The sequence below is a fragment of the Nocardioides pakistanensis genome, from assembly GCF_054781215.1.
In genome coordinates this window covers 12,273-29,654 of sequence record NZ_BAAGUV010000070.1, presented here as the reverse complement: position 1 = coordinate 29,654, position 17,382 = coordinate 12,273, and the positions used below count along the sequence as shown (strand labels likewise).

At 71.5% G+C, this 17,382-nt stretch carries 15 protein-coding genes; 7 read left to right on the top strand and 8 right to left on the bottom strand.

All coding sequences use genetic code 11. The features are described from left to right. The first annotated feature begins 171 nt into the window (after positions 1-171). The gene (locus ACYVIH_RS20200) at positions 172-2,322 is read left to right on the top strand and encodes a GAF domain-containing SpoIIE family protein phosphatase (RefSeq protein ID WP_460871341.1); all 2,151 of its coding nucleotides are present in this window, start codon (positions 172-174) and stop codon (positions 2,320-2,322) included. On the opposite strand, the gene ACYVIH_RS20195 is transcribed toward ACYVIH_RS20200, so the two are convergent. Then, positions 2,319-4,025 carry an aminotransferase class V-fold PLP-dependent enzyme gene (locus tag ACYVIH_RS20195; RefSeq protein WP_460871340.1) on the bottom strand — a complete coding sequence of 569 codons (1,707 nt, stop codon included), beginning with the start codon at positions 4,023-4,025 and terminating at the stop codon, positions 2,319-2,321. The two genes, ACYVIH_RS20200 and ACYVIH_RS20195, sit on opposite strands and share 4 nt — an antisense overlap. Before the next feature lie 110 nt (positions 4,026-4,135). Between ACYVIH_RS20195 and ACYVIH_RS20190 the strand changes: the two genes are divergently transcribed. Beyond that, a complete protein-coding gene (locus ACYVIH_RS20190) occupies positions 4,136-4,837 on the top strand; it encodes a PIG-L deacetylase family protein (RefSeq protein WP_460871339.1) in 702 nt (233 codons plus the stop codon). 9 nt (positions 4,838-4,846) lie between these two features. Here ACYVIH_RS20190 and ACYVIH_RS20185 read toward each other — a convergent pair whose 3' ends face one another. The 5 genes from ACYVIH_RS20185 to ACYVIH_RS20165 all read right to left on the bottom strand — a co-directional run bounded on the left by ACYVIH_RS20185 (position 4,847) and on the right by ACYVIH_RS20165 (position 9,165). Beyond that, positions 4,847-5,845 (bottom strand): potassium channel family protein, encoded by a 999-nt coding sequence (locus tag ACYVIH_RS20185; protein ID WP_460871392.1) that lies wholly within the window; start codon positions 5,843-5,845, stop codon positions 4,847-4,849. A gap of 126 nt (positions 5,846-5,971) precedes the next feature. Next, on the bottom strand, positions 5,972-6,334 hold the full coding sequence (locus ACYVIH_RS20180) for a hypothetical protein (protein WP_460871338.1): 363 nt from the start codon (positions 6,332-6,334) through the stop codon (positions 5,972-5,974). A gap of 78 nt (positions 6,335-6,412) precedes the next feature. Further along, entirely contained in the window at positions 6,413-6,988 is a 576-nt protein-coding gene (locus ACYVIH_RS20175; RefSeq protein WP_460871337.1) for a GNAT family N-acetyltransferase, read from the bottom strand. Beyond that, positions 6,985-8,007: a ribosome small subunit-dependent GTPase A gene (gene rsgA, locus ACYVIH_RS20170; protein ID WP_460871336.1), complete on the bottom strand. Its 1,023-nt coding sequence runs from the start codon at positions 8,005-8,007 to the stop codon at positions 6,985-6,987. The genes ACYVIH_RS20175 and rsgA overlap by 4 nt, the downstream gene beginning before the upstream one ends. 39 nt (positions 8,008-8,046) lie before the next feature. Continuing rightward, positions 8,047-9,165, bottom strand: a complete 1,119-nt coding sequence (locus ACYVIH_RS20165; RefSeq protein ID WP_460871335.1) for a YihY/virulence factor BrkB family protein — start codon at positions 9,163-9,165, stop codon at positions 8,047-8,049. 17 nt (positions 9,166-9,182) lie between these two features. Between ACYVIH_RS20165 and ACYVIH_RS20160 the strand changes: the two genes are divergently transcribed. Next, positions 9,183-10,817: an acyl-CoA dehydrogenase family protein gene (locus ACYVIH_RS20160; protein ID WP_460871334.1), complete on the top strand. Its 1,635-nt coding sequence runs from the start codon at positions 9,183-9,185 to the stop codon at positions 10,815-10,817. 67 nt (positions 10,818-10,884) lie between these two features. Here ACYVIH_RS20160 and ACYVIH_RS20155 read toward each other — a convergent pair whose 3' ends face one another. Then, positions 10,885-11,781, bottom strand: a complete 897-nt coding sequence (locus ACYVIH_RS20155; RefSeq protein WP_460871333.1) for a hypothetical protein — start codon at positions 11,779-11,781, stop codon at positions 10,885-10,887. Between the two features lie 230 nt (positions 11,782-12,011). Beyond that, positions 12,012-13,496 carry a glycine hydroxymethyltransferase gene (locus ACYVIH_RS20150; protein WP_460871332.1) on the bottom strand — a complete coding sequence of 495 codons (1,485 nt, stop codon included), beginning with the start codon at positions 13,494-13,496 and terminating at the stop codon, positions 12,012-12,014. Positions 13,497-13,865: 369 nt separating this feature from the next. On the opposite strand from ACYVIH_RS20150, the gene ACYVIH_RS20145 reads away from it, so the two are divergent. From ACYVIH_RS20145 to ACYVIH_RS20130, 4 genes are read left to right on the top strand one after another with little or no spacing between them, the layout of a single operon-like run. Further along, on the top strand, positions 13,866-15,635 hold the full coding sequence (locus tag ACYVIH_RS20145; protein ID WP_460871331.1) for a nitrite/sulfite reductase: 1,770 nt from the start codon (positions 13,866-13,868) through the stop codon (positions 15,633-15,635). Then, positions 15,632-15,808, top strand: coding sequence for a hypothetical protein (locus ACYVIH_RS20140; protein WP_460871330.1), 177 nt, complete (start codon positions 15,632-15,634; stop codon positions 15,806-15,808). The genes ACYVIH_RS20145 and ACYVIH_RS20140 overlap by 4 nt, the downstream gene beginning before the upstream one ends. Next, positions 15,805-16,551 carry a phosphoadenylyl-sulfate reductase gene (locus ACYVIH_RS20135; protein WP_460871329.1) on the top strand — a complete coding sequence of 249 codons (747 nt, stop codon included), beginning with the start codon at positions 15,805-15,807 and terminating at the stop codon, positions 16,549-16,551. The genes ACYVIH_RS20140 and ACYVIH_RS20135 overlap by 4 nt, the downstream gene beginning before the upstream one ends. 55 nt (positions 16,552-16,606) lie before the next feature. Further along, positions 16,607-17,350, top strand: coding sequence for a sirohydrochlorin chelatase (locus ACYVIH_RS20130; RefSeq protein WP_460871328.1), 744 nt, complete (start codon positions 16,607-16,609; stop codon positions 17,348-17,350). Positions 17,351-17,382: the final 32 nt, after the last annotated feature.

Sequence of the window (17,382 nt, the reverse complement as noted above, 5' to 3'; positions counted from 1 at the left end):
TCGACTCGTTTCTGGGGAACACACCCGTTCCGTCGAACATGCAGCCAGCGCGCTCCGGGACCGGACTCCCGCCTGAGCCCCTCGCAGGAACGGGCGAGCTGCATGTTCGACGGGCCCTGGTTGTCCGGTTTCTCCGCCGGATTCTCGGCCGCGCCGTGACATGATCCCCTCATGCCCCTGAGCGACGCCCACGACCCGCGGACGTGGCGCACCGACGTCGCCCATCTCGACGGTCTGAACACGGCAGCGATCGCAGCCGACGCCGCCGGACGCGTGGTGTACGCCAACATCGCCGGCGAGAACCTGCTCTCCCGCAGCCGCGAGGAGATGCTGGGGCTGGGGATTCTCGACCTGATCCTGCCCGAGGACCATCGCGGCGGAGGCGAGGAGGTCCTGGCCCACGTGCTCGGCGGGGCGACCTGGAACGGACAGCTGCCGCTGAAGGACGCTGTCGCGGGTCCGAACCTCCTGGACGTCTCAGCGACGCCCCTGCGCCGCGAGGGCGCGGTGGTCGGGGTCCTCCTGGTGCTCGAGGACGCCTCGCGCGGCCCCGTCTCCGGGCGCCAGCAAAGGATCGCTGCCCGACTCGCGCGCCTCGCGCGCGTGACCGCCGAGCTGGTGGCCGCGGACGACATGGAGGCCGTGACCAAGATCGTGGTGTCCGAGGCGGCCGACGCTGCGGGAGCCACCGTGGCCACGCTGATGCGTCTGACGGACCCGGAGACGCTGACGATGGTGGGGCTGCGCGCCGAGGACGCCAGCATCGCCACGCGGTGGGCTCAGGTCCCGATGGGGTCGCACCTCCCGGGACCTGATGCGATCCGCACCCGGAAGCAGATGGTCCTCACCGGCCGGGACGAGATCCGCCGGCGCTACCCCGAGCTCGAGCTGGCCGCCGAGGGCGAGCGCAGCCTGGTGGTGCTCCCCCTGGTCACCGCCGGCCAGGCCCTCGGCGCGATCAGCCTGTCCTTCCCGGGCCGGCGCGAGTTCGACAACGCCGAGCGCGAGTTCCTGCGCCTGCTGGCGGACACCTGTGCCCAGGCGATGGACCGGATCCGGGCGGTGGAGGAGGCCGCCGAACGGGCCTACAAGCTCCGTTTCCTCAGCGAGGCCTCCGCCGAGCTGTCCAGCAGCCTCGACTACCACACCACGCTGCGGAAGGTGGCCTGGCTGGGGGTGCCGGAGTTCGCCGACTGGTGCTCGATCGCCCTGCTCGAGGACGGTGACCTCAGGACGCTCGCGGTCGCGCACAACGACCCGAGGAAGATCGCGTTCGTCGAGGAGATCCAGCGCCGGTACCCGGTCAGCCGGGACTCCCCGCGTGGAGCGTGGAACGTCGTGCGCACCGGGCAGAGCGAGTTCATCCCCCGCATCCCGCCCGAGCTGATCGAGTCCAGCGCTCAGGACGCCGAGCACCTGAGACTGATCCGGGAGCTCGATTTGCGCAGCGCGGTGTCGGTCCCGCTCGTCGCACAGGGCAAGGTGCTCGGCGTGATGACCTGGGTGTCCTCCGACGAGCGGCGCACCTTCAGCGAGTCCGACCTCACCTTCGTGGAGGACCTGGCCCGCCGGGCGGCCGTCGCCATCGACAACGCGCAGCTGCACAGCGAGACCCGGGAGGCCGCCGTACGCCTCCAGCGCGCGGTGCTCCCCGAGCAGCTCGCCGACGTCCCGGGTTGGCAGCTGGCGTCGTACTACAGTCCGTCCGGCCGCACCGAGGTCGGCGGCGACTTCTACGACGTGCTTCCTGTGGACGGTGGCGTGGCGTTCTTCGTCGGCGACGTGATGGGCCGCGGCGTGGCCGCTGCCGCCGCGATGGCACAGATGCGCGCTGCGGTCCGGTCCTACGTCGCCGTCGACCCGTCGCCGGACACGGTGCTGCGCCGCCTCGACACGATGTTCGAGACCTACCAGTACACCCAGCTCGTGACCCTGGTGTACGTGCTGGCCGACCATGTCCGGGACGAGCTGCAGTTCGTCAACGCCGGCCATCCCCCGCCCGTGGTGATCCGGGCCGGCGGCGGCGTCGTGACGATCTCCGAGCCCGTCACGGCCCCGCTCGGCCTGGCCGGTCAGACGCGCACCGCCTCACGGATCCCCTTCGACCGCGGCGACACGCTCCTGCTCTACACCGACGGCCTGATCGAGCGGCGCGACGAGGACATCGACGTCGGCCAGGCGCGCCTGACCCGGCACACCGACCTGCTCGAGAACGGACCGCTGACCGACAAGCTCGCCGACCTCGTCGAGACCGTCCGCGACCACACCCGCGAGGACGACGTCGCCGCCCTCGCCGCGCGCCGCGTGGGCGCCCGCAGCTAACCCTCCAGGCAGACCCGCGGCAGGTCGAACCAGCGCAGGTGCTCGAAGTCGTCGGACACCGACGACGGAGGCGTGGTCAGGTCGGGCGGCGTGGCGGACGCGAGCAGCTCCGCGCCCTCCTTCAGGTAGCGCTCGAGCTCCGACTCCGGTGCGGTGTCGTCGTGCCGCGGGAAACGCATCTCTCCGTCGGGCCCGTAGCTGATCTGGCTCAGCCGGAGCGGCGGCTCGACCGTGCCGGTGCGGTGCACCCAGACCCCACGGGCGACGTCGAAGCGGTACTCCCCCAACAGCCGCCACCCGTCCCGGGCCACGATCCGCACCGCCTCGACGACGTAGTCGAAGACCGCCTCGGAGATGAAGTAGTTGAAGTTCACCCGCACCCAACCGGGCTTGATGCCCTCGCAACCGTGCGCGACCTCGCGGTCGAGCTCGTGCGAGGTCTCCAGGTCGATCCCCAGCAGCCGGTGTCCGTAGGGACCGGCGCACGAGCAGCCGCCTCGCGACTGGATCCCGAACAGGTCGTTGAGCAGCGCCACCACGAAGTTGTGGTGGAGGTACTTCCCGCTGGGTGCGCGCACCACGAACGACACGATCGAGAGCCGCTCGGCGTCGACGTTGCCGAGGATCTCGATCCCGGCCTCGTCCTGCCAGCGCAGGAGCGCCCGGCGCAGGTAGCTCTCCTCGTGCTCGCGGATCACCTGGATGCCCACGGCCTCCTTGAGCTGGAACACCAGTCCGGCGCGGATCGACTCGACGATCGCCGGGGTGCCGCCCTCCTCCCGGTGCGCCGGGTCGTCGAGGTAGCGGTGCCCGTCGGCGTTGACGTAGGCGACCGTGCCGCCGCCGGGCACGTCGGGGACCCGGTTGGTCAGCAGCTCCCGGCGTACGACGAGCACGCCCGGCGTGCTGGGGCCGCCGATGAACTTGTGCGGGCTCAGGAACACCGCGTCCTTGTAGGCCAGCGGGTCCCGCGCCGGGCCGCCGTACATCTCGATCTCGACGTAGGGGCCGGCGGCCGCGAAGTCCCAGAAGCTCAGCGCGCCGTGGCGGTGCAGGAGCGCGGCGATGCCGTGGGTGTCGCTGAGGATCCCGGTGACGCTGCTCGCCGCCGAGAAGCTGCCGATCCTCAGCGGCCGGTCGGCGTGGCGGACCAGCTCGGCCTCCAGCCGGCCGAGGTCGATGTGGCCGTCGCCGTCGGCGGGGATCGGGACGACGTCGGCGATCGACTCCCGCCACGGCAGCTCGTTGGAGTGGTGCTCGTAGGGACCGATGAACACGACCGGTCGGCGGTCGGCGGGGATCGCGTCGCTGAGGTGGTACTCGTCCTCGAGCGTGCACGGGATACGCAGGCCCAGAACGCCGATCAGCTTGTCGATGGCGCCGGTGGAGCCCGAGCCCGCGAAGATCACGACGGTCTCGTCGTCACCGCCGACGGCGTCGTGGATGATCCGTCGTGCGTCCTCTCGCAGGCGGGTCGTCTGCAGGCCCGTGCCGCTGGATTCGGTGTGCGTGTTGGCGTAGCGGGGCAGCACCTCACAACGGATGAAGTCCTCGAGGAACGACAGCGCCCGGCCTGAGGCGGTGTAGTCGGCGTAGGTCACCCGGCGTGGCCCGAACGGTCCCACCATCACCTGGTCGTCGCCGATCACCGCGTCACGGATCCGGCGCAGCAGCGGGGTCTCGAACGGCTCGGCCAGGTCCATGACCGGAGCATAGTCGGGCCATACCCCGGGCCGTATGGGACGAAAGGCCCTTGGGCGGCGAGCCACGGTCCCGGACCCTGGGAACAGGACGGCCACACCGAAGGAGAGCCATGGAGACCCGACCGGTCCCCGCGACAGCGCGCCACACCGAGCTGCCCGACTGGCGGCGCGTGCTCGCGGTCGTGGCCCACCCCGACGACGAGTCCTTCGGCCTGGGCGCGGTCGTCGACGCGTTCTCCGACCGCGGCAGCGAGGTGAGCGTCCTGTGCCTGACCGAGGGCGAGGCCTCCACCGTCGGGGCCGGGACGAACCTGAGCCGGATGCGCCGCGAGGAGCTGGCGGCCGCCTCACGCGCGCTCGGGGTGAGCGCCGTGGTCATGCACCACCACCCCGACGGCTCGCTCCGCGAGGTGTGCCGCCACCTCCTGGCCGGCGAGGTCATCGACGAGGTGGGAGTGCACGGCTGCGACGGGCTGCTGGTCTTCGACACCACCGGGGTCACCGGCCATCCCGACCATGCCGCCGCCACGGCCGCGGCGCTGCTCGCCGCAGAGGTGCTCGACCTGCCTGTCCTGGCCTGGACGCTGCCGGATCCGGTGGCCGAGCAGCTCAACGAGGAGCTCGGCGTCGACGGCTTCGCCGGCTGCGCCCCCGAGCAGGTCGACATCACGGTCACCGTCGACCGCAGCCACCAGATCGCGGCGAGCCGCGCGCATCACACCCAGGCGGTGCCGTCGAGCCCGCTGTGGCGCCGGCTCCAGCTGCTCGGCGACACCGAGCACCTGCGCTGGCTGCGCCGCGTCGGCGCCTGACCGGCCGGCTCAGTCCTCGTCGGTGGTGCGGTCCTCGTCCTCGTGGGTGCCGGGGCGAGGCGCCCAGGGCAGCTCCTCGGACGGTCGTACGACGATCAGCTTGTCGCCGCGGGCGAGCTGCGTGACGACCGGGTCGAAGTAGCGGTGCACCTTGCCGTCGCGCACCACCGCGATCACCTGGTCGGGCAGCTGCTGGGGCTGCTTGCCGACCTCGGGCACCAGCAGGTCGCGCTCGGCGACCTCGAGGCCCTGGCCGTAGGTCAGCAGGTCCTCCATCACCGAGCCGAGGCTGGGGCTCAGCGTCGAGAGACCGAGCAGGCGGCCCACCGCGTCGGAGGAGGTGATCACCGAGTCGGCCCCTGACTGCCGCACCAGGGGCACGTTGTTCTGCTCGCGCACGGCGGCGACCACGTAGGTGTCGGGGTTGAGCTGGCGCACGTTGAGCGCGCACAGCACGGTGGAGTCGTCGCGGTTGGTCGTGATGATCACCTGCCGCGCCCGCTGCACGCCGGCCCGGCGCAGCACCTCGCGCCGCGTCGCGTCCCCGGTGACGACCGCGATCCCGTCGGCGTGGGCGTCACCCAGCGCGGCCTGGCTGGGGTCCACGATCACGATCGACTCCTTGCCGACGCCGTTGTTCACCAAGGTGTCGACGGCACTGCGCCCCTTGGTGCCGTAGCCGATCACGACGACGTGGTCCTGCATGTGCTTCCTCCACCGGGCGACCCGGAACATCTCACGGCCCTGGCTGGCCAGGACCTCGATCGTGGTGCCGATCAGGAGCACCAGGAACGCCACGCGCAGCGGCGTGATCACGAACGCGTTGACCAGGCGGGCCTGCGTGCTGAACGGCGAGATGTCGCCGTAGCCGGTCGTGCTGAGCGTGACGGTCGTGTAGTAGATCGCGTCGACGAGGTCGACGTGGCCGTCCGCGGAGTCGTTGTAGCCCTCACGGTCGAGGTAGACGATCAGCACCGTCGCGACCAGCACCCCGAGGGCCATCAGCATCCGCCGGGACAGCTCCCACCACGGGGAACGGGTGATCGCCGGTAGGCGGACCCGCGGCAGTGTGTCGGGCTCAGGCTGGTCGGGCACGGTCAGAATCTACGGGACACAGCGGTCCACCCAGTGCACCTAGGGCACGACATCGCCGTAGATGACCGTGAACGGCCCGTCCTCGCTCTCCTCGCCCGGCGGCGGCTGGTCCACCACGACCGAGACGAAGCGGAACTGCTCGCCCGGGTCGGGCAGGTCCTCGTCGCCGACGCTGCGCCGCCAGGTGCCGCAGAGCCGGCCGGTCTCGGTCACGCCCTCCTGGTCACCGATCGCGTCACCGGTCAGGCACAGCCGGCCGGTCCGCTGGTCGTAGCTCTCCACGACGGCCGTCGTCCGGCTCGGCGTGTCCGGTCCTGCGAGCACCCCGAGGAGGTAGCCACCGAGGACGCAGATCGCGCCTCCGGCGAGGGCCACCGGCGTCGGCAGGCTGACGTTTCCCATCTGGTCCCTTCGAGCTTGGTGGACTTCGCTGCGGACCAGAAGCATTCCACGCAGCAGCAGGCACCTGCGCCCTGGGGCCTAGGGCTGAGCCTCACGACCCGGCTCGGGGTCGTGCTGCTCACGCAGCCCGACCGAGTCGTGCTCCCAGAAGACGTCGGGGTAGACCAGGGCGCCGGTCATCCATGGCTCGTACGACGGCAGCAGCACGTGCTGGAAGGCCCGGGACGGGATCCGCGCCGACGGTGCGGTGAAGCCGGCCGGCCCGCCGGGGAGGAAACCGAGCCGGCCGTAGTAGGCCGGGTCACCCTCGAGGAAGACGATCGGTTCGGGTCGCTGCTGCAGCACCTCCAGTGACCGCCGTACCAGCGCCGAGCCGACGCCCTGACGCTGCACCGCCGGGTCCACCGACAGTGGGCTGAGCACGAGGACCTCCACCAGCCGGGGCGGCGCGTCCAGCCAGCCGCGGGAGAAGGAGACATGCCCGACGACCCGGCCTGCGCGCTCGGCGACGAACGAGAGGTCTCGCCAGGAGCTCGACCGCCGCAGCGCCGACAACAGCTCGGCCACGGGCTCGTCGCCGAAGGCGGCCGCGACCACCTCGGTCACCCGGTCGACGTCCTCGACCCGCTCCGGCCGCACGGTGACGTCGGTCATGCTCCTCCCCTCGCCTGTCGCTTCCGGTGCGCCGGCACCACCCGGCCGGCAGCCCTGCGCTCCGCCGCCGCGACCTCGGCCCGCAGCTCGAGCCAGCTCTCGTACCTGCGGACCGGCAGGGTGCCCGACCCGAGGGCTTCGCGGACCGCACAGCCAGGTTCGACCCGGTGGCTGCAGTCGTCGAAGCGGCAGCGCGCCACGAGGTCCTCCACGTCGGCGAAGGTGCGCGCGAGCCCCACCTGCCCGCCCGGCAGGCCGATGCCGCGCAGGCCGGGGGTGTCGATCACCGCGCCGCCGCCGGGCAGCAGCACGAGCTCGCGGCGCACCGAGGTGTGCCGGCCGCGACCGTCGGCGCGGAGCGTCCGGGTGCCGAGCACCTCGGCCCCCGCCAGCGCATTCACCAGCGAGGACTTGCCGTGCCCGGACGCGCCCAGCAGGGCGATCGTGCCGGTGGCACCCACGATCTCGCGGAGCCGCGGCAAGCCGGCGCCGGTGCGGGTGCTCGTGGTCACCACCTCGACCCCGGGTGCGGCTTCGGCCACGTCAGCGCTCACGAACTCCGCGTCCGGCACCAGGTCGGCCTTGGTGAGTACGATGAGCGGGGTCGCCCCGCTCTGCCAGGCCAACGACAGCAGCCGCTCGATCCGGGCGATCACGGGCTCGGGGTGTAGCCCCACCACCACCGCGACGTGGTCGGCGTTCGCGCACAGCACCTGGCCGTGCGACTGCTTGCCCGCCGTCCTTCGCACCACGACGCTCGTGCGGTGCAGCACCCGCACCAGGGTGTGCTTGTCGTCGGGCCAGGCCCGCACCACGACCCAGTCCCCGGTGGTGGCGGCGGCCACCGGATCACGGGCCACCTCGCCGAGCAGCTCGCCGGAGTAGCCGGCGCGCACCAGGCCGCGCTCGGTCAGCACCTCCGCGAGGCCGCGGTCCACACGCACCACGCGGCCGACCTCGGCGTCCGCAGCAACGGCCGCTCGGGCCATCCGCGGGTCGAATCCGATGGTCTCCAGCACCCTCGGAATGTAAGGCCGGGGCGCGGGCGCCGCATCTGGTTATCGGTCCCCGCGCGCCGAGTGGGGTCCGGCCTCGGGCTCCTCGGACGCCCGGATCGGCTCGACGGGGCCGGCTGCCGCGTCGTACGCGCCTGCGCCGCCGTACTCCGCTGGGTCGTCCTCACCGGGGCCGAACCTCCCTCGGTCCTCCTCGTCGCGGCGCAGCCGCGGCAGCATGCCCTTCAGCCGCAACCGGCGGACGAGCTCCATCCGGGCCCGTGCGGTCTCCGACTCCGGCCAGACCCGGTCGAACGCGGCGTTGACCGCGGCGCCGATGAGCACCGCGATCGAGAGCAGGTACAGCCACAGCAGGACGGCGATCGGGGCGGCGAGCGGGCCGTAGATCGACGTCGACTCCCCGGCGGTGCTGGTGAGCACCCACCGGAGCAGGAACGAACCGAGCACCCACAGCGTCAGGGTGAAGGTGGCGCCGGGAAGGTTGTACCGCCACGACGTCCGCACCGGCACCGACGCGTGGTAGAGCGTGGCGAGGAAGCAGATCGAGAGCAGCACCACCGACGGCCAGTACAGCGCGTTGACGAACTCGAACTGCGCCGGGACCACCCGCTCGACCAGCGTCGGCCCGGCCACCACGAGCGGGATCGTGACCACGCCGGTCACCAGCCCGAGCACGTAGAGCACGAAGGAGAGCATCCGGGTCTTGACCAGGCCACGGCGTCCGCCGAGGCCGTACATGATCGTGATCGTGTCCACGAAGACGTTGAGCGCCCGCGAGCCCGACCACAGGGCCAGCACGAAGCCGATCGAGACGACGTCGTAGCGGCCGCCCCGGAACACGTCGTTCAGCGTCGGCTCGATGATGCTGGAGACCGTGTCCTCGGTCAGCATGCGCCCTGCCGCATCGATCACCGCGAACCGCACCTCGGCGGCGCGCGCGTCGCTGAAGCTCTCGAACACGTAGCCGATCGAGCCGACCAGCGCGAAGATCAGCGGCGGCAGGGAGAGCAGGGCGAAGAACGCCGCCTCCGCGGCCAGGCCGGTGACCCGGTTGCGGTAGCAGGTGCCCACCGTGGACACCACCAGTCGCCACGTCGCCCCACGGGCCGAGACCCAGCGGGACTGCTGGGGAACCGCCTGGCTCCCCGTCTCCCGTGACATGGAACTACCGTAGCCACATGGGCATCGATAACCGTGTAGCAACGAACCAGGCCCCGCCGCTGGTCGGTCACAACGTCGTCCTCGCCGACAAGGCGCTGGTGGAGGCCGTCGAGCGGCACGCGTCCCGCGCCGTGGTCGACGACCTGGTCGAGCTCGGCGCGATGGCCGGCACCGAGGAGGCCCGCGAGCACGGGATGCTCGCCAACCGCTTCGGCCCGGAGATCACCCCCTTCGACCGCTACGGCAACCGCATCGACGAGGTGCGGTTCCACCCGTCCTGGCACTGGCTGATGGAGCGCGCCGTCGGCCACGGGCTCCAGGCGGCGCCGTGGACCTCGGACTCCCCGCATGCCCATGTACGTCGAGCAGCGGGCTTCATGGCGTGGTCGCAGACCGAGCCCGGCCACGGTTGCCCGATCTCGATGACCTACGCCGCGATTCCTGCGCTGGGTGTCGACGACGCGATCGCCAAGGAGTGGACGCCGCTGCTGGCGTCGACCTCCTACGACTTCGGCGTCCGCTCGGTGACCGAGAAGCGCGGTGCCCTGGCCGGCATGGGGATGACCGAGAAGCAGGGCGGATCCGACGTGCGGACCAACGTCACCGAGGCCCGACCGACGGCGGTCGACGGGGAGTACACCCTGCACGGCCACAAGTGGTTCACCTCCGCCCCGATGAACGACGTGTTCCTCGTGCTCGCGCAGGCGCCCGGCGGGATCACCTGCTTCGTCGTGCCCCGGGTGCTGCCCGACGGCTCGCGCAACCGGCTGGACGTCGTACGGCTGAAGGACAAGCTGGGCAACCGGTCCAACGCCTCCTCCGAGATGGAGTTCCACGGCACCTGGGCGCAGCGGCTCGGTGACGAGGGCCGCGGGGTGCGCACGATCATCGAGATGGTCGCCGCCACCCGGCTCGACACCGTGCTCGGCTCGACCTCGCTGATGCGCCGTGCCGTGGCCGAGGCGTCCTGGCACGTCGCGCACCGGTCCGCCTTCGGCAGCCTGCTGGCCGACAAGCCCTTGATGCAGAACGTGATCGCCGACCTCGCCGTGGAGGCCGAAGCCGCGACCGCGCTGTCGATCCGGCTGGCCGCCGCGGTGGACCGCGCCGACGACCCGCACGAGGCGGCGTTCCGCCGGATCGCCCTGCCGCTGTCGAAGTTCTGGGTCTGCAAGCGGACCCCGATGATGGTGGCCGAGGCGCTGGAGTCGCTCGGCGGGAACGGCTACGTCGAGGAGTCGGTGATGCCGATGCTCTTCCGCGAGTCGCCGCTGAACTCGATCTGGGAGGGCTCGGGCAACGTCAACGCGCTCGACGTGCTCCGGGCGTTGTCCCGCGAGCCCGAGGCGCTCAACGCGTGGATCGTCGAGGTCGGCAAGGCCCGCGGCATGGACGAGCGGCTCGACCGCGCCATCGACGGGGTCCTCGAGCAGCTCGCCGACACCAGCGACCTCGAGCTGCGCGCCCGCCGACTCGCCGGCCAGATGGCCGCGGCCCTGCAGGGTGCCCTGCTCGTCCAGCATGCACCGGACGCCGTCGCCGATGCGTTCTGCGCCTCCCGGCTCGGCGCGGAGTACGGCGGCACGATGGGCATGCTCCCCCGCGGCATCGACCTCAAGTCCATCGTCGACCGCACCACCCCCACCCCCTGACCGCCCACCTAGCGTCGGACACTGCTTCGGTCATCTCGACAGGCAGGTTCTCTCCGTCTAGCCGCACTCAGACGGCCCGCCGCGGGTCGGAGGACGAATCTGCCTGTTCAGATGACAGTGCAGCAGCGCTCTCGAGGCAGGCGCTGACGTAATCGGGGTAGTACATGACGTCCTCCCACGCGAAGCGGAGCACCTTCCAGCCGAGCAGGACGAGCTTCGTGTAGCGGCGACAGTCGCGCCGTAGTGCCCCGCGTCGGCTGTGGAAGCTGTGCGACTCGGCCTCGACGACCCACCGCCGGTCCCGATCCGCCAGATCAGTCCTGCCTGCGCCATCCTCATCGGCGACCGCCACCTGTGGTCGGAGATTCAGGCCGGGTACGTCGAGCGCGATCGCACGCAACACGGACTCGAACGGGTTCGCAGCGAGGTGAGTCGCCTCCTGAGCCACGCGGCGAGCCTGTGGCGAACCCGGTCCCTTGACCGTCGATGCCAGCGAGATCAGGCGGCTCTTGGGGAGTGCCCCGTGCCGGAGCGCGGAGTCGGCGACTGCAAGTGCTTCGTCGAACGGCAGTCCCCGAAGACAGTCCGTGAGCGTCCGCTCTCGCGAAGTGACCACACCGACCACCTCATCGGCTTGCAGGTCCGCCCAGTGCAGGGCCACCTCGTCGGCCTGCCCGGCCGCCAGATGCCGTTTGCGGCGCACGGTCACGTCCGGCAGCTCGGGGACGGTCTTCAGCTCCCAGCCCCAGTGAAGGGCGGCCGAGCGGTGGGAGACGACCCCGCTCAGCGCGTTGGCGGCACGCAGCGCCGCGGCAGCCACCGGAAGCGAGTAGCGCCCGTGGGCGTCCCTCACGATCTCGCTGGACCGGATAGCTGCTCGCACGTCGGACGAAGAGGTCGCCGCGACCAGGGTCGCCCGTGTGCCCACGCCGCCCATCCGCTCGAGCACCTCGGTGACCTTCATGGCCAGAGATTGTGGTCATCGCGCAGCATGCGTGCCGATCGTCGTCCACAGGCTCGACCGATGCGGTCCCGATGGGTCGCTGTCTCGAGAGCCGGTCGTCGGAGCGACCGCGGGTCAGTTGAACAGGCAGGTTGTCCTAGTTGGAGCGACGCCCAGCGGGTGACCTGCACCGCCCGGTCCATCCTGCCTGTTCATCTGACACGAACCGGGCGGCGGGAGTCCGCGGAGGCTCAGGTGAGCTCGAGGCCGGGGTAGAGCGGGTGCTTGTCGAGCATCTCGGCCGAGGCGGCCTTGGTGCGGTCGGCGACGCCGTCGGCGAGGGCGTAGTTGGCCTTGGACTGCTTGCCGTCCTTGGTGAGCTTCGCCTCGGTGTTCGAGAGCACGTCGACGATCAGCTCGGCGACCCGGTCGAACTCGTCGTGGCCGAACCCGCGCGAGGTCAGCGCGGGCGTGCCGAGGCGGATGCCGGAGGTGTACCACGCGCCGTTCGGGTCGGCCGGCACCGAGTTGCGGTTGGTCACCACGCCGGCGTCGAGCAGCGCGGACTCGGCCTGCCGCCCGGTGAGGCCGAACCCGGTCACGTCGAGCAGCACGAGGTGGTTGTCGGTGCCGTCGGTGACGAGCTTTGCGCCGCGCTTCATGAAGCCCTCGGCCAGGGACTTGGCGTTGTCCGCGATCGCCTGGGCGTACGACGCGAAGGACGGCTGGCGTGCCTCCGCGAGCGCGACCGCCTTCGCCGCCATCACGTGCGACAGCGGACCGCCGAGCACCATCGGGCAGCCGCGGTCCACCGACGGGGCGTACTCCTCCGTGGCGAGCACCATGCCGCCGCGGGGACCGCGCAGGGACTTGTGGGTCGTGGTGGTGACGACGTGGGCGTACGGCACCGGGTCCTCCTCGCCGGTGAACACCTTGCCGGCGACGAGCCCGGCGAAGTGCGCCATGTCGACCATCAAGGTGGCGCCCACCTCGTCGGCGATCTCGCGCATCTTGGCGAAGTTCACCCGACGTGGGTAGGCGGAGTAGCCGGCGATGAGCACCAGCGGCTTGAACTCGCGGGCGGCGGCGGCGACCTGGTCGTAGTCGAGCAGACCGGTCTCGGGGTCGGTGCCGTAGCTGCGCTGGTTGAACATCTTGCCGGAGATGTTCGGGCGGAAGCCGTGGGTGAGGTGGCCGCCGGCGTCGAGGGACATGCCGAGCATGCGCTGGTTGCCGAACTCGTGGCGCAGCGCCTCCCAGTCGGCCTCGGACAGGTCGTTGACCGACTTGGCGGCGTACTTCTCCAGGCCCGGCGTCTCGACCCGGTGCGCCAGGATCGACCAGAAGGCGACCAGGTTGGCGTCGATGCCGGAGTGCGGCTGGACGTAGGCGTACTCGGCGCCGAACAGCTCCCGGGCGTGCTCGGCAGCGATCGCCTCGACGGTGTCGACGTTCTGGCAGCCGGCGTAGAAGCGGTGCCCGATCGTGCCCTCGGCGTACTTGTCGCTGAGCCAGTTGCCCATCGTCAGCAGCACCGCCGGCGAGGCGTAGTTCTCGCTGGCGATCAGCTTGAGCGAGGAGCGCTGGTCGGCCAGCTCGGACCGGATCGCGTCGGCGATCCGGGGCTCGACCGAGGAGACGACCTCGAGGGCGGACTGGTAGGCGGCGCTGGCGGTCGCGGCGAGCGACCCGCCCGTCGTGGAGGCGGAGATCCCTGCAGAAGTCGGCTCGGTCATGGCCCACAGCCTAGTGACCCGGGTCGGCGGGCCGACCGGCGGCGAGGGTGTCGGGCGTCACATTCGGGGCCTTCGCAGGCGGGACGACGTCCACCATCCGGACATACGTCTCAAGACATGAGATCTCGCTTTGCGGAACGGCAGTCCGCTAGATGAGACTGCTCCGCATGATCACTGCAGGTACCGACACGCGCCTCGTGGCTCGCCGCCACGTGGACCTCGGTCGTACCCGCAGCATGATGTGTATGGCCCAGCGCGCCGTCTGAACCCCTCCTCAGTCAGCCCGGCGCGCGGTCGCCGGCATACACATCTCGACAACGGTGTCGGGTGGTCGTCGATTCGTGCGTCTCGTCCCCAGGAACGCATCCCATGACTTCCAGCAGCAACCACCCCCGGCCGTCCGGGCCCGCCAAGCCCGCACCCGCCGGCCCCGGCCGGACCCCCCGGCCCCGCGCCCGCCGTGGCGAGGGCCAGTGGGCCCTGGGCTACCGCGAGCCCCTGAACGCCAACGAGCAGTTCAAGAAGGACGACGACGCCCTCAACGTCCGGGCGCGGATCGAGAACATCTACGCCCACCGCGGATTCGACAGCATCGACCCCAACGACCTGCGTGGACGGTTCCGCTGGTGGGGCCTCTACACCCAGCGCAAGCCCGGGTACGACGGCGGCAGCACCGCCGCACTGGAGCCGCACGAGCTCGACGACCGCTACTTCATGATGCGCGTGCGCACCGACGGCGCCCTGCTCGGGCCGGCCCAGCTGCGGGCCCTCGGCTCGGCCTCGACCGAGTTCGCCCGGGACACCGCAGACATCACCGACCGGCAGAACATCCAGTACCACTGGGTCGCCGTCGAGGACGTGCCGGCGATCTGGGAGCGGCTCGAGGCAGTCGGCCTGGAGACACAGGAGGCCTGCGGTGACTCCCCGCGCCCGTTCCTCGGCTCGCCCGTCGCCGGTGTGGCGGCCGACGAGATCATCGACGGCTCCCCCGCCCTGGCCGAGATCAAGCGCCGCTTCATCGGCAACCCTGAGTTCTCCAACCTCCCGCGCAAGTTCAAGACCGCCGTCACCGGGCACCCCAGCCACGACGTCGCGCCTGAGGTCAACGACGTGGCGTTCGTCGGCACCGTCCACCCCGAGCTCGGCCCCGGCTTCGACCTGTGGGTCGGCGGCGGTCTGTCGACCAACCCGATGCTCGCGCAGAAGCTCGGCGTCTGGATCCCGATCGAAGAGGTCGCCGACGCCTGGGAGGGCGTGGCGTCGATCTTCCGCGACTACGGCTACCGCCGACTCCGCTCGCGCGCCCGCCTGAAGTTCCTGGTGGCCGACTGGGGGGTCGAGAAGTTCCGCCAGGTCCTCGAGGAGGAGTACCTCCACCGCCCCCTCGTGGACAACCCCTCCCCCGTCTCCCCGCGGAGCGCCGGGGACCACATCGGCGTGCACCGGCAGAAGGACGGCCGGTTCTACGTCGGCGCAGCCCCGACAGTCGGCCGGGTCTCGGGCAGCCTGCTGACCCGTCTGGCCGACCTCGTCGAGGAGTACGACGCCGCGGGCGTCCGGCTCACCGCCTACCAGAAGCTCGTCGTCCTGGGCCTGGCCGAGGACCGGGTCCCCGCCTTCCTCGACGCGCTCGAGGGCATCGGGCTGACCGCCCGGCCGAGCAACTGGCGCAAGAACACGATGGCGTGCACCGGCATCGAGTTCTGCAAGCTGGCCATCGTCGACACCAAGAACCGTGCGGCGGCTCTCATCGACGAGCTCGAGCGGCGGTTCCCCGACCTCGACACCCCGATCACGGTGAACGTCAACGGCTGCCCCAACGCCTGCGCGCGCACCCAGGTCGCCGACATCGGCCTCAAGGGCCAGCTGGTGCTCGACGAGGACGGCCGTCAGGTCGAGGGCTTCCAGGTCCACCTCGGCGGCGGTCTCGGGCTCGACCCGGTCTTCGGCAGGAAGCTCCGCGCCCACAAGGTGACCAGCGCAGGGCTCGACGACTACGTCACGGCCGTCGTACACGCCTTCCTGGCCGGCCGCGAGCCGGGCGAGACGTTCCAGGCGTGGGTGCTGCGCGCCGACGAGTCGTTGCTGCGGGGCGAGGGCACGCCCGCTCCGAAGACAGCGCTGGAGGGGGCACGATGACCACGCGCGCCGTACCTTTCCACTGCCCCTACTGCGGCAACGAGGACCTCCGCCCGCACGAGACCGAGCACGGCTCGGGCCACGGCGCCTGGGAGTGCCGGGCGTGCCTGCGGGCGTTCTCCCTCAAGCTGCTCGGCCTGATCGCCCCGCCGCAGGCCGGAGGTGCGCGATGACTGCCGCGACGACGATGGCCGCGCGCGCCTTCCGCGGCAGCACGACCGAGGGCCGGAGCAACGAGGAGCTGCGCGACCTGGTCTCCCACGTGGGCGCCGAGCTCGAGCTCGCTCCTGCCGAGGTGATCATCGAGTGGGCGGTGGCCACCTTCGGCGAACGGTTCTGCATCACCTCGTCGATGGCCGACGCCGTGCTCGCGCACCTCGCCTCCCGCGTGGCACCGGGGGTGGACGTGGTGTTCCTCGACACCGGCTACCACTTCGCCGAGACGATCGGCACGCGCGACGCAGTGGCGGCGACCCTGCCGGTCAACCTGGTCACGGTCAGTCCCGCCCAGACGGTGGCGGAACAGGACGCCGCCTACGGCAAGGACCTGTTCTCCCGCGATCCCGACCTGTGCTGCGCGCTGCGCAAGGTCGCGCCGCTGCAGCAGGCCCTGGCGAGGTACGACGCCTGGGCGACCGGGCTGCGCCGGGCCGAGACCCGTAACCGGGTGATCGCACCGGTCGTTGGCTGGGACGAGAACAAGCAGAAGGTGAAGGTCTCTCCTCTGGCGCGGTGGACCGACGACGACGTCGACCGCTACGTCGCCGAGCACGGCGTGCTCGTCAACCCCTTGCAGTACGACGGCTACCCGTCCATCGGGTGCCGACCGTGCACGCGCCGGGTCGCACCCGGTGAGGACAAGCGCAGCGGCCGGTGGGCCGGAAGCGCCAAGACCGAGTGCGGGATCCACCTGTGACCCGCTCCGACGACCGCAACTCCGCAGCAGCACTCCACGAAGGGAACCTCGGCTCATGACTGCACCCGCCCTGGTGGCACTGGCCCACGGCAGCCGCGACCCCCGCTCCGCGGCGACGATCCAGGCGCTGTGCGCCGAGGTCCGCAGCACCCGCCCCGACCTCCGGATCGAGGCGGCCTTCCTGGAGCTGTCCAAGCCGTCGTTCCCGACGGTCGTCGACAAGCTGGTCCGCGCCGGGTACGACGAGATCGTCGTGGTGCCGCTCCTGCTCACCGAGGCCCACCACGCCCGCGTCGACGTCCCGGCGGTGATCGCCGCGGCCGAGGCCAAGCACCCCGGGCTGAAGGTGCGCGCCAGCGGCATCCTCGGCCTGGAGACGGTGTTCCTCGAGGTGCTCGACCGACGGCTGCGCACCGCGTTGAAGGAGGCCCGGGTCCGCGAGCTCGACGCGCTGGTCCTCGCCGCGGCCGGCTCCTCCGACGCGCTGGCGAACCAGGCCGTGGCCCGGCTGGCCCGGCTCTGGGGCGCCCGGCACAAGCTGCCGACCGTGGCGGCGTTCGCGTCCGCGGCCCCGCCGGCGACGGGCGAGGCGGTGCGGCAGTTCCGCGCTGAGGGCCGGCGACACATCGCGGTCGGCTCGATGTTCCTCGCCCCCGGCACGTTGCCCGACCGGGCGGCCGAGCTCGCCCTCGAGGCCGGCGCGGTGGCGGTCTCCGCGCCGCTCGGTGCCGACCCCGAGGTGGCGCGGACGATCCTGGCTCGCTACGCGGTCGGGGCGGTCGAGCTCGTCCCCGTCTGACCCACCGCAGGCGGGTGGGTAATGTTCGCGTC

Excerpts from the sequence above, each read along its gene's own strand:
- ACYVIH_RS20135 (WP_460871329.1), top strand. The coding sequence starts at position 15,805 with ATGACTGCCGCGACGACGATGGCCGCGCGCGCCTTCCGCGGCAGCACG.
- ACYVIH_RS20145 (WP_460871331.1), top strand. The coding sequence starts at position 13,866 with ATGACTTCCAGCAGCAACCACCCCCGGCCGTCCGGGCCCGCCAAGCCC.
- ACYVIH_RS20200 (WP_460871341.1), top strand. The coding sequence starts at position 172 with ATGCCCCTGAGCGACGCCCACGACCCGCGGACGTGGCGCACCGACGTC.
- ACYVIH_RS20180 (WP_460871338.1), bottom strand. The coding sequence starts at position 6,334 with ATGGGAAACGTCAGCCTGCCGACGCCGGTGGCCCTCGCCGGAGGCGCG.
- ACYVIH_RS20130 (WP_460871328.1), top strand. The coding sequence starts at position 16,607 with ATGACTGCACCCGCCCTGGTGGCACTGGCCCACGGCAGCCGCGACCCC.
- ACYVIH_RS20150 (WP_460871332.1), bottom strand. The coding sequence starts at position 13,496 with ATGACCGAGCCGACTTCTGCAGGGATCTCCGCCTCCACGACGGGCGGG.
- ACYVIH_RS20155 (WP_460871333.1), bottom strand. The coding sequence starts at position 11,781 with ATGAAGGTCACCGAGGTGCTCGAGCGGATGGGCGGCGTGGGCACACGG.
- ACYVIH_RS20190 (WP_460871339.1), top strand. The coding sequence starts at position 4,136 with ATGGAGACCCGACCGGTCCCCGCGACAGCGCGCCACACCGAGCTGCCC.
- ACYVIH_RS20140 (WP_460871330.1), top strand. The coding sequence starts at position 15,632 with ATGACCACGCGCGCCGTACCTTTCCACTGCCCCTACTGCGGCAACGAG.
- ACYVIH_RS20185 (WP_460871392.1), bottom strand. The coding sequence starts at position 5,845 with ATGCTGATGGCCCTCGGGGTGCTGGTCGCGACGGTGCTGATCGTCTAC.
- ACYVIH_RS20160 (WP_460871334.1), top strand. The coding sequence starts at position 9,183 with ATGGGCATCGATAACCGTGTAGCAACGAACCAGGCCCCGCCGCTGGTC.
- ACYVIH_RS20175 (WP_460871337.1), bottom strand. The coding sequence starts at position 6,988 with ATGACCGACGTCACCGTGCGGCCGGAGCGGGTCGAGGACGTCGACCGG.
- ACYVIH_RS20195 (WP_460871340.1), bottom strand. The coding sequence starts at position 4,025 with ATGGACCTGGCCGAGCCGTTCGAGACCCCGCTGCTGCGCCGGATCCGT.
- ACYVIH_RS20165 (WP_460871335.1), bottom strand. The coding sequence starts at position 9,165 with ATGTCACGGGAGACGGGGAGCCAGGCGGTTCCCCAGCAGTCCCGCTGG.